Below are 11,844 nucleotides of genomic sequence, written 5' to 3'. Positions count from 1 at the left end.
GCCATGCAGCTGATGGATGAGGTGGCCTTCATTACCGCTACCCGCTTTGCCAGAAAGCGAGTGGTGACCGTAAGCAGCGATAAGATCGATTTCAAAAAACCGATTCCCGCAGGCACTATTGTGGAGCTTATCGGGAAAGTAGCCCATGTGGGAAAAACCAGTATGAAGGTAAACGTGGAAATCTATACCGAACAGATGTATTCCTATGAACGCGAAAAAGCCATCGTGGGTGATTTTACATTCGTAGCCATCGACGAGTTCAAGACGCCGGTTCAGATCCTGTAAAGAACACGCCTGAATCAGAAGTCCGGGAGAAAGTCCGGGAGACCAATGCCGGAACCGGGGAAAAGCACCGGCCACGTGTACAACAAAACGGCCTGGAAAGCGGAAGCCAGTCCTTTTATTTTCAGGAGCTTGATCCGGCTCTCCGCTCATACTCCTCGCGCCGTGCTTGCCAGGGCTGGATCCGGGCTTCTTCCCCTGCTTGCTGTGGGGTAACCGCTACGATCCGGGCTAGGGATGAGGACCTGTAAAAACCTAACGGGTTTCAAAAACCTCATTAGGTTTATGCTAACCAATGGCCGGTTCCGGAGCAGCCTGAAAATTCATTTAAGGAATAAAAACCGGAAAAAGGAAACAGGCCGCTCCTCCGGAGCTTATCAGATACTATGATGTGAGACTATTAACAGGAAGCTCCTCCGGAGCATTACCTTATTCTGCACTGAGTTGAACGTATCATTACGTCAGGGCATAAAAACCTCTAAGCCATAAAAACAAGCATTGCAATTTTTTAGTGACCACGAGCGTGACGCTCGCGGCAGCGTGAAAAAAACAGTAACTTTATTAATTTTTTTCTGCTGTAACGTTTAATGCATCAATTGAATTTCCGGTGAAACATGTCCTCTTTCTATCATATTGCCTGCTGATCATGGAGACTGTGAAACCTGACGGGTTTTCGAAACCCCGTCAGGGTTATGCTGACCAACGGCCGGTTCCGGAGCGGTCTGAAAATTCACCCGTGGAATAAAATCAAGAGAAGCTACCGTAAGCAACCCAGCGACCACGAGCGTGACGCTCATCTTTTGTTAAAATGATAAAAGAAATCTTCCGGCATCCGGCTTCTTTATCCCAGCATTATAAAGGTCACCCATTCAAGGTCACATTAAATGAGTGGCATCAATCAATAGCGTCGGGCTTTAGCCCGACGTCATTATAGCAGCATACATCCGGCTTTAGCCAAAACTTATCCGCATTCCGCTAATGCCGGATCATCAGGTGTCCCCTAGTAAATGGGCTGAAATCAGTTCTATTGACTGTATACCTGATTTTACATCGAACTTACGTTAAATTACATACCGGCACAGACAGGAATCTTAAAAAAGGCTTCCGCCCTAGGCGCGATAGAAACGGATACCCCACAGCAGGCATTGGAGCGCGCAGGCAAGAATGGGTCCAGCCCCGGGAACGCCGGACACGCCCGGAGCGAGGAGTATGAGTGGATAGCGCGATCAAGCTCCTGAAAAAGAAATGCACAGCCAATCCGATACCAGGCAGGGATATTTTATTCTTAAGTACGTGGTTGGGTTTTGTCATATTTCTTTATCTTTACTTTCAATTTCAAAATCAATTAAAAAACCGCAAATGGAACATAAAATACATCAGGGAAGAAATGTAAAACGTTTCAGGGAAATGCTGGGCATCAAGCAGGAAGCCCTGGCCTTCGACCTCGGCGAAGACTGGAACCAGAAGAAAGTTTCACTCCTGGAACAGAAAGCAATGGTAGAAGATGCTTTGCTGCAAAAAATATCCGAAGTTATGAAAATACCGGTGGAAGCTTTCCGGAATTTTGATGAGGAACAAGCCATTAACGTCATCTCCAATACCTTTCAGGATTTCAGCGATCATGCAGTTGCTACTGCCAATTATTGCTCATTCAATCCTATCGATAAAGTAGTCGAGCTCTATGATGAAAAAATTGCGCTGTACGAAAGGATGCTGAAAGAAAAAGAAGATATGATGGTTCGGCTGGAGTCGCTCATCAGGTCTCAATAATGAATCAGGAAAACGTATTAAAACCTCTTCCATAAAAACAAGCATTGTGATTTCTCAGTTACCACAAACATTAAGTTCGCGGCAGCGTGAGGCTGAAATGGACATGCCGTGGCGCCGGCCTAAACTTGTGCCCACGATTAATCACCTTACAAAATCACAGTGACCGGCCTGTTTTCGGGATGAAAATGAAGAGGCTATTGCCGGAACCGGATTCAGTTCACTGCAGGATGCACCCTTCCTGATGGGAACGTGCAGAAGTATTTTTCTTTTTAATTCAAGAATATTTCCTTCTTTTCTGCCGGGATGATTTCTATGATAATGTTCTGCTTATCCCTTAACTTTCCTTTTTCATATTCATCAGAACCAAAAGTATGATTTCCGAATACTGAAAATCTATATCCTTTTTCTTTATATAAAGGAATCTTTACCTCTCCTTTATCATTGGTATAATATTCTCCGACTTTGATAAACTGCCGCATTGAAAAAACCGGATCCTGAATTTCTCTTATCTCTACCCTTTCATGGGTAAGGCCTTTGCCCGTTTCAGAATCAGCAACCTTTAGCACTATATTGATCTGATCAGAAGCGTGCGGCTTATTATCGGAACAGCCAAAAGTTAAAAAATATAAGACGAAGAAACTGAAAAATTTCCTTTTACAGATGCTATTCATATAAGTAACCGTTTTACAGCATGAGGTATTAAATTATAAACAGATAAATACCGGTTTTTTACTAATGAGCGTTCGATCTCTATTGATCTGCCGGTTTATGATTATACCGTCAGCATGCAGCACAATCAGAAATCTGATGGGTAAAGCAATGAATCATAACACGGATCATTCTTTATGCACAGGCAATATTAAAGCTGTTCCTTAACCACTTTTTCCGTTTCGAGGTTTTTCACCAGCATGAGCTGAAAGGCTTCTCCCAGTTCATCGGAGGCGCGGCTGATGGCATTTTCCAGCATATTGCGGATCTGTCTTTCGGTAACGCCGGCTTCAGTCCAGCTTTTCCCCGAAGTATGGGAATTCAGGATAAACGGCATAATGCGGTCGATGGCGCAGGCAAAAATGGCATCAGGCGTCTGCTCTTCCTCGAATTCCAGCCAGAGGTGAAAGAACTCCGATCGGAGAGGCTCATCCAGGATACCGAAAATTTTCTGTGCCGAGATCTTTTCCCTTTCAAACTTTCCTGCCATAGCAGCTTCGTCGAAGATAAAGGTATCGCCGGCCTCTATTTCCACCAGGTCATGGATGGACAGCATCCGGATGACACGAAGAAGGTCGATGTCTGCCCTGTTTCTGGCATATGGGAAAAGGATCTGGGCCAGGATAATAATCTGCCATGAATGTTCCGCCGTATTTTCGCGCCTGGAATCATCGGCATTGTAATTTCTCCGCTGCACGTTTTTCAGGGCATCTACGGCCAGGATAAAATCGATTTCTTTCTGGATCTTCATTGTCAGTCTTTATAATATTCTTTAATGGGATAGGTTTTTATGGTTTTGTTCCATTTGTTATTAATCAGCTTGCTTTTAGTAACGGTTACATTATCCCCGCCGGTAGCGTCTTCCTCCAGTTCATCCACTTTTACCAGGCCTTTCTGCGGCACCACGGCATATTCCGTAGTCAGATGCCAGCAGCAGCCGGACTTGGAATACGTAATAAGCCTTTTGCGGACGGGATCCACTTCGAACATCCCCAGGTTTTCATGGGCCAGGCCGGTAAGCTCCTCACTCGGAACAAACTGTTGACGGGTGCTGTTGAAAACATAGACATCATAGGAAGGTCCGCCGTAACTGCTTTCATTCCCGTTTCTTATGGCAAGATCTTCCGTGCCGTCAAAATTGAAGTCATTAAAGATTAGCGGACTCTGTTCATTGTACAGCTGGACGATATTGACGGAAGGCTGCTGGTCTTTATTGAGATAAAAATCCAGGTTATCCGAAGGAAAAGACTGGAACCTGGCAGACGTTCCTTTTTTATATAACGTTACAACAGCTTTTCCTTCACACTCCTCCTTATCACAGGTGGCCACACTTATTTCTGCGTCATACAGTCCGGATCCGTCCTTGATGACGAACTTATGCTGCGCCCGGAGACCGGTTCCCAGCAGGATGAGCAGCGGCAGCCATTTTGCAGGTATCATATCTATTATATCTTAAGGTTAAAAAGTTTTTTGCCTGGTAAACAGGCCAGCGTTCTGCAAAGGTACTCATTAATCAAATGTCAGAATTAAAATCTGCAGGATCATCTTAAGAATATGAAGCGGAAGAAACACAATAAGCCGCATGGATATTATAAAATAAGATCTGCGCCACCTGCAAATCTGCGTGATTTAATGTAAACATACCATTTGGCAGCCTCTTCCAGGAGCGTCACTATTACCAAATCTCAAGATCCATATTCCGGAAGAACATCATCCGTATATCAACTCTATATTGATGACACATCACATTCCTGCGGAATACTATTTTATTCTGTTAATACTTCGGCGGAATGACAGTGGAACGGTTTACGGTGAAGATGCTGTTTAAATGGCCGCTGCTCCCGGAACCGGCTGTCCTGCCAGGTGAACAGCCGGCGAGGCAACTTATAGAATTACCCTTTGTTATGCGCAGGCCTGTTAATCGGCGCAGCTTTTGTCGAAGAATGGCAGATTAGTTGTAATTTTATGGGAAATTACCGATATGGACCCCCAATTCAATTATCCTACTGAGCTGAAAGGCAGAAGAAAGCTGTATTCCCTGATCAACGGTGTAAAGGACCCGCTGGCCACCATCAGCGGAAATCACCGGATTGCGGGAGACAGCTACCGCATCAGAGCCAATTTCACCAACAAGAACTTTATATTTTCCCAGGATAAGGAATTTGTGGAATACATCCTGAAGCAGAACCATAAGAACTATTACAAATCCGAGATCCAGTCGGTAACCCTGGCCAAATACCTTGGAAACGGGCTGCTGACGAACAATGGCAAAGACTGGCTCAAACAGCGACGGCTGATCCAGCCCGGCTTCAGTAAAGTGAAAATTGCCAGCCTGGTTTCCATTATGGAAGAGGAAACGGATAAGGCTTTTGAGGCTTTCGGTACGGAAACGGAAGTTGACCTCTACGATTTTTTCCATTCCCTGGCTTTTACCATTGTTGCGAAAACATTGTTCAGCTCGGATATTGATGAACGTACGGTAAAGGAGCTCGGCAGGATCATTACCGAAATCCAGGAAGTTTTTGCCAAAGAAGTCAGGCTGCCGTTTTATACCCAGCTCCTGCAGGTTTTCGGAATCATTGACAGGAATATCGAAAAAAGCAAACGGGCAAAAGCCATTATCCACAGCGTGCTGGAAAAAAGAAGAAGTTCCGGTGAGGAGAAAAACGATCTCCTGGACATGCTGATCCGGGCCCGGTACGAAGACACAGGACTTCCCATGTCTGATGAACAGCTGGTGGATGAAATGCTGATCCTTTTTATTGCCGGCCACGAAACCACGGCCAATGCACTGAGCTTCATCTTTTTTGAAATCAGCCGCCACCCGGAAGCGGAAGAAAAGCTGCGGCAGGAGATTGCCGGTGAAGGAGAATCGGTTTTTACACCGGAAAGCCTGATGAAAAAATCCTTTACGTCCAATATCATCAAGGAATCGATGCGGCTGCATTCCCCGGCATGGGCCATCGACCGGCAGGCACTGGAAGACGACCGTTTCGGAGAATATTCCTGGCCCAAAGGTACTTTCATCATCCTGTACATCAGCGGGCTGCACCGCAATCCCAGATACTGGAACGAGCCGGATTCCTTTATTCCGGAAAGGTTTGATGATGAAAATTCGAAAAATTTTGCTTACTATCCTTTCGGTGCGGGACCAAGGCTCTGTATCGGTGAACATTTTGCCGTAATGGAAATGGCATTGATCGTCCGCAGATTTTACCGCCGGTTCAGGTTTATTTCCTATCAGGAGACACTTGAAAAGAAGGCACTCGTTACCTTACGGCCGGTAAGTGTCAAAGGAAAAATCATCAGAAATCCGGAATAATCTGAGTTTTTTTATTCACACGATATTTTTAGCTAAAAAATAATCAACCTGATTTACAGCAACTTAATCATATATTTAAATTTATTCCACTACTTTGTATTGCATATTACCATTTTAATTATATATCTTTGTAATATAGAATCGGAGAAGGCTTAACTAGCTAGGAGCTGAAAAACGGATTCTTTAACTAATTAACAAAACTTATTAAAGATGAATACTGAAAATACCAAAGCGCAAATGCGAAAAGGGATTCTGGAATTCTGTATTTTAAGTCTCATCAATCATCGTGAAATGTACGTTTCCGATTTGATCGACGAGCTGAAAAAGGGAAAACTGGACGTAGTGGAAGGAACCCTCTACCCTCTTCTTACCAGACTGAAAAACGGGGAATTCCTGTCTTACCGCTGGGAAGAATCTACCGGAGGACCACCGAGAAAATACTACCAGATTACGGAAAAAGGAAAACTGTTCCTGGATGAGCTCCAAAATACCTGGAATGACCTGACGGCAGCCGTTAACCAAATCACTCAAAAACATTAAAAAACAAAGCTATGAACAAAACACTCTCAATAGGACTTGCAGGTTTTTCCTTTACGATTGAAGAACATGCGTATATAAAACTCAGCGATTACCTGAACGCCCTGCGAAGCTCACTGGATGCTTCCGAAGCCGATGAGGTAATGCACGACATCGAAATCAGGATGGTGGAAATCTTCCGGGATTCAATGGCCAAGCGTGAAGTAATCAATGATACCGACGTGGAAAGGGTCATTGCCCAGATCGGGACCCCTGAAAAGATCGAGGAGCAGGAAGAAGCTTATTATTCTGAAAAAAACACCAGCAGATCTTACTCATCAGGAACTGATGCTACCGACAAAAGACAGCTGTTCCGGGATCCTGAAAGACAGAAAATCGCCGGAGTCTGTGCAGGCCTTGCCCACTATGTAGGAATGGACATTACCGCGATGCGGGCCATCTGGCTGGGGATCTTTATCCTGGGAATCTTTACGGCAGCCGTTTCTTCTACCCTGGTGTTCTTATTATACATTATCCTCTGGGCTGTCCTGCCCAAAGCGGAGACCGCCGCAGATTTCCTGAAAATGAAGGGAAAGCCGATGAACTTCGACAATCTTAAGAATGAGTCCAACAAGCTGGTACAGTTTGCCAACGAGTCCACTCAGAGGGTCGGAGAAATCTATATCGAAAACAAACCTTATATTACCAATGCCGGCAGCGGGATCTGGAATGTACTGAAATACATCATCGGCGGAATCTTTGTCATGATGGCGGTAGGCAGTATTGTAGGAACTTTTGTACTGTTCGGGCTCTTCGGAATGAATTCCGACTTCCCGGGAGCCAACGAGATCCGGTTTTATATGGATGACGACGGTATGGATAAGGTCCTGGTAGCGATTATGATTATCGGTTCCCTGATTCCGGCCATCATCTTCAGCCTGCTGAGCATCAAAATTTTCTCCCCGAAAACGAGACTGAGAAACATCGGCTGGGTACTGGGAGCGCTTTTTCTCACCCTGATCGCTTTGGGAAGCTATTTCGGGGTAAGCATGGCCAAAAGGGATATGTTCTTCAAAGGACATAAGGAAGATACGGAGGAAGTAGCCATTAATACCAGCTCGGATACGGTATATGTAGACCTGAAGCAGATCAGCATTCCGCAGAATTTCACCGGATATGATGACGACCTGTATTCTGACAAGGTTTCGGTGTACAAAAGAGACTGGATCCATGTAGACGTCACCAGAAAAACCGATGTGAAGACCCCTTACCTGATCATCAGGAAAGAAGCGAAAGGATATAACCTTCCCCTGAATATGAGCGTACCGGTAGAAATTGCGGACAACAAAGTGATTCTTCCGAACTATATCAAATACCCTTACGACCAGAGGTTCAGAAGCTACAGTGTGGATTACGAGCTTGTACTTCCCCTGAATACCAAAGTGATCGCACTGAAACATGAAGGCATCGATTTCGACGGAGACCTGAATGCAGACGGGATCAATGACATGGAACAGGATAAGGATGAAGACGGAAATATAAAGATCAGCGACAATAAAATTACGGTAAACGGTTCTACCATTGAATATTCGGATGACGACAATGACAGCGACAGCATCATCATCAACGGTAAAAAAGTTCCAAGCAAACAGGCAGACCGGGTGATCGACTCCATGAAAAACAGCATCAGAAAAATGAAAGGGGCCAACATTGATTTCAGCGTAGATAAGGATAAAAACGAAATTACCATCAAAACAAAATAAACAACTCCCTGCAGAGAGTGGCAGAAGGTGTGAACGGATAACCTCAACCGTTTGAAATTCACACCCTTCTTCTCTCTGAAGAATGTAAAAAAATTAACTTTTTTAGTGTGCTATATAAAGAAAAAAGTTTACATTTGTGATAATAAAAACATAACCAACCCACTACTCAAAAATATTTAACATCATGGTACAACTGGCATTAGAAATCGTAATGAAAATCGTGGATTTAATCAGCGGTTTGTTTTAAGAAATAATATTTCAATATATTTGCAGAAGTATAACCGCTTTGGTTATACTTTTTTGTTTTTAATTCTATAGATATGAGAAAGCTTTTTGGCAGGCTGATGCTGAAATTACTGGGATGGAAAGTGGTTCTTCAGGGCGATGCGGAAGTCCTGAACCGTTGTATTCTTGTGGTGGCACCCCATACCCATAATATGGAATATATTCTGGGGAACCTGGCCTATTGGTCGCTGGAAAAGCCTCTGAAAATCATTATTAAAGATGCCCACACCAAATCATGGTACGGAGGGATCGTAAAAGCGCTGGGCGGAATCGGGATTGACAGGAGCCAGAAGAACGATCTGGTCAACTTCGTGGCCCGTCAGTTTGCCAAAGATGATTTCAGCCTGGTGATCACCCCCGAAGGAACACGCAGCTGGGTACCGAAATGGCGAAAGGGCTTTTATCACATGGCATTGGCGGCAAAAGTCCCTATCGTACTGGCTGCCGGGGATTTTAAAAGAAATATCGTCTATCTGGGCTATACCATTCCTTATAAGAGGATTGCTACCGTACCTTTCCTTGAAATCATGCAGGAAATCCAGGAGTATTATATCACCAACGATATCGGCCCGAAAATCCCGGCCAACTGGAATCCCAATATCATGGGTACCGAATCTGAGGCCGGCCGCTAGCTTATGGCTTATGGCTTATGGCTTATGGCTTATGGCTTATGGCAAAATTACTCATTACTCATTACTCATTACTCATTACTCATTACCCATAAAATATGTACATAAAAGATCAACCGAAGGAAGAAATACTGGCATTCATCAACCGTTGGGGAGACGAAACTTTTGCCAAAACACTTGAGATAGAGTTTACGGATATCGACCTGGAGAATGAGACGCTGACGGCCACCATGCCGGTATTGCCGAGGATCCATCAGCCTTTCGGTATCATGCACGGCGGGGCAAGCTGCGTGCTGGCAGAAACCATGGGCTCCAGCCTGTCCAATATCTTCATCGACGGGGAAAAATATTACGGCGTGGGGACCAACATCAACACCAACCACCTGAGAAGCAAAAAAGACGGGATGGTAACAGCCGTAGCAAGATTCATCAGGAAAGGGAGATCCATGCATGTCTCCGAAATTGAGATCCGGGATGAAAAAGGACAACTGATCAGCCATACGACGATGACAAATGCCATTATCAACAGGTAAAAACATTTCAGCAAATCACCATTAGTATTTGGTAATGTAGTGATTTTTAATGATCTTTTTTAAAATTGCTGATCTTTACATGATGATTCAATAACAGGCTCATTTTTTTTAGGCTTTTTTTATATCCGGGTGCAACCTTTTGTTTTTTCTGCATCTTATCAGAAATGCCTGATTATTTAGAGAATACCCGGCAACTTCATGACTATGAAAAAAATATTTTACTGCATCGCCTTTTTATCTCTGGCCGCAAGCTGCGGAAGGGAAATTATAGATTACCGGATCATTAATAAATACAACTACACCAACGGCAGCAATGCCGATATCGATCTGTACTCATACAGTCAGGGTAAAAAAACCAGGCACATAATCAGCAAGGGGAATACATACAGCCAGGAACTGGATGTGAATTTCGGTTCTGTAGAAGATATCATCTTCTATGCTGACAGCGTAAAAATTGTATATGGGCAAAACCGGTTTAAGGTGTGGAAGGCAACGGATAACAACAGCCGGAATATTTTAATGAGAGATGAAAATTATATAAAAACGGTGGAAAAAGAAAATTATGAGGAGTTTCAGTTCACATTTACCACACAGGATGCAGACCAGACTACACCCTGCAACGGAAACTGTAACTGAGAGGGATATGACTTTGTGGCAACTTTTAATTATTTCCTTAAAAAATAATACTAAAAAAATAGATTTTCTAAATATTCACATGAAAGATTCCGGTATGATCCGGGATTTTTTGTTTCAGAGCATCGGCTTTCAGCAGAGCATACAGCCTGTTCTTTAATTAAAACTAACCATATGGCAGAATAGATTAACCGTTGATCTTTGTTTCAAACCGTACCTGAAGAGATTGAATTATTTAGAAAATCGTAACGGATCGAAGATTAATAGTATTACATTTAAAAATTATTTCATTTTTTTTATCTTTTTAGTGCAACCTTTCTCTTTTTTTTCATCTTTAAATAAAAAGGTACTATTATGAAAAATTTATTTTTACATCTTATTGTGACATTAACTGTTTTATTTTCCTGCAGGCAGGCCGGCACTGATGACAATGAAACGGTAAACAAAAACACCCCCGCTTCCTACGATCTGTATGTGGCAGGAAATGATGAAAACAACACGGCCAGCTACTGGAAAAATACAGCGAAAACCATATTATCGTCAGGAGCAGGTTGCACGGCCACCAAGGTAACCGTGGATAATACCGATGTTTATGTGGAGGGAATCAAAATTGATCCGTCAACCTATATCCCAAAATATTATTACTGGAAAAACAATATCCGGTATGATATCGAACAGCAGTTGGGCCTACAGCCTTCCGATGGTTTCAAACTGAAAGATATGGCCTTCAAAAACGGAGATGTATACATTGTGGGAAACATAAAAAACCCTTCCTCAACAAATATGAATGATGCTTACCAGCTATGTTACTGGAAGAACGGCAGTAAGACGGTTCTTCATACCCACAACGCCGGAACCCTTACTTCTGAATCCGATATGGAAATCATTAACAATGACATCTATATCACGGCAACAAAAAATTACAATTCAGGTAATTATGATGCAGGCTATTATAAAAACGGCACTTACTATTTTCTATCGAATACCAAAAATTTCTTTAAGTTTTTATACAATGCATCAGGTGTTTATTTAATTGCCAGACATCGTCAGACCGGCGCCTTAGAAGAGTATAACCTCAGTGCTAATACCTATATGGCGTTTCCTTCCTATATTAATCCCATTGATTTCCGTAATGTAGAATGGGATAACGGCAATAAATATTATACCTCACTGCAGAATTATTATAAAAACAGTACTCAATACAGTTTGGGTTCAGCCGGAAGTCCGTTTGTGTTTTGTGATGATTTCAAAGTACTGGATAACAACATTTATAAAATCCTCCATAAAGATAATTCAGGCATCGACTATAAAGTATACATCAATAATGTTGAAGTGCTCACTACTACAAACACCGGCAATCAGAATGGCCGTTTTCGAAGTCTCACCATTATTCCGAACTAGCT

Annotated in this window: 13 protein-coding genes; 9 read left to right on the top strand and 4 right to left on the bottom strand. The window is 43.1% G+C overall.

What is annotated here, in order from left to right; translation table 11 throughout:
- The coding region (locus QZ735_RS00355) for a hotdog domain-containing protein (protein ID WP_294243144.1) at positions 1–285 on the top strand (285 nt) is incomplete at its 5' end.
- Between the two features lie 641 nt (positions 286–926).
- Here the strand turns inward: QZ735_RS00355 and QZ735_RS00350 are convergent.
- A complete protein-coding gene (locus QZ735_RS00350) occupies positions 927–1,079 on the bottom strand; it encodes a hypothetical protein (RefSeq protein ID WP_294243142.1) in 153 nt (50 codons plus the stop codon).
- 562 nt (positions 1,080–1,641) lie between these two features.
- On the opposite strand from QZ735_RS00350, the gene QZ735_RS00345 reads away from it, so the two are divergent.
- Entirely contained in the window at positions 1,642–2,052 is a 411-nt protein-coding gene (locus QZ735_RS00345) for a helix-turn-helix transcriptional regulator (protein WP_294243141.1), read from the top strand.
- 269 nt (positions 2,053–2,321) lie between these two features.
- On the opposite strand, the gene QZ735_RS00340 is transcribed toward QZ735_RS00345, so the two are convergent.
- The 3 genes from QZ735_RS00340 to QZ735_RS00330 all read right to left on the bottom strand — a co-directional run bounded on the left by QZ735_RS00340 (position 2,322) and on the right by QZ735_RS00330 (position 4,200).
- Positions 2,322–2,618, bottom strand: a complete 297-nt coding sequence (locus QZ735_RS00340; RefSeq protein WP_294243139.1) for a hypothetical protein — start codon at positions 2,616–2,618, stop codon at positions 2,322–2,324.
- Between the two features lie 293 nt (positions 2,619–2,911).
- Positions 2,912–3,511, bottom strand: a complete 600-nt coding sequence (locus QZ735_RS00335; RefSeq protein WP_294243137.1) for an HD family hydrolase — start codon at positions 3,509–3,511, stop codon at positions 2,912–2,914.
- A 2-nt stretch (positions 3,512–3,513) separates the two neighbouring features.
- Positions 3,514–4,200: a hypothetical protein gene (locus QZ735_RS00330; RefSeq protein WP_294243135.1), complete on the bottom strand. Its 687-nt coding sequence runs from the start codon at positions 4,198–4,200 to the stop codon at positions 3,514–3,516.
- 541 nt (positions 4,201–4,741) lie between these two features.
- On the opposite strand from QZ735_RS00330, the gene QZ735_RS00325 reads away from it, so the two are divergent.
- From QZ735_RS00325 to QZ735_RS00295, 7 genes are all read left to right on the top strand, one after another.
- Entirely contained in the window at positions 4,742–6,082 is a 1,341-nt protein-coding gene (locus QZ735_RS00325) for a cytochrome P450 (protein WP_294243133.1), read from the top strand.
- Positions 6,083–6,292: 210 nt separating this feature from the next.
- Positions 6,293–6,622: a PadR family transcriptional regulator gene (locus tag QZ735_RS00320; protein ID WP_294243130.1), complete on the top strand. Its 330-nt coding sequence runs from the start codon at positions 6,293–6,295 to the stop codon at positions 6,620–6,622.
- Between the two features lie 11 nt (positions 6,623–6,633).
- The gene (locus tag QZ735_RS00315) at positions 6,634–8,361 is read left to right on the top strand and encodes a PspC domain-containing protein (RefSeq protein ID WP_294243128.1); all 1,728 of its coding nucleotides are present in this window, start codon (positions 6,634–6,636) and stop codon (positions 8,359–8,361) included.
- A gap of 320 nt (positions 8,362–8,681) precedes the next feature.
- Complete coding sequence (locus QZ735_RS00310) at positions 8,682–9,278, top strand: 1-acyl-sn-glycerol-3-phosphate acyltransferase (protein ID WP_294243126.1); 597 nt, start codon at positions 8,682–8,684, stop codon at positions 9,276–9,278.
- A 101-nt stretch (positions 9,279–9,379) separates the two neighbouring features.
- A complete protein-coding gene (locus QZ735_RS00305; RefSeq protein WP_294243147.1) occupies positions 9,380–9,808 on the top strand; it encodes a PaaI family thioesterase in 429 nt (142 codons plus the stop codon).
- Between the two features lie 204 nt (positions 9,809–10,012).
- Entirely contained in the window at positions 10,013–10,444 is a 432-nt protein-coding gene (locus tag QZ735_RS00300; protein ID WP_294243124.1) for a hypothetical protein, read from the top strand.
- Positions 10,445–10,795: 351 nt separating this feature from the next.
- A complete protein-coding gene (locus tag QZ735_RS00295; RefSeq protein ID WP_294243122.1) occupies positions 10,796–11,842 on the top strand; it encodes a hypothetical protein in 1,047 nt (348 codons plus the stop codon).
- The last annotated feature ends 2 nt before the right edge of the window (positions 11,843–11,844 follow it).

Origin of the sequence: uncultured Chryseobacterium sp., assembly GCF_913776365.1 — a bacterium.
Classification (GTDB): Bacteria; Bacteroidota; Bacteroidia; order Flavobacteriales; family Weeksellaceae; genus Chryseobacterium.
This window is presented reverse-complemented; position numbering and strand designations above follow the sequence as displayed.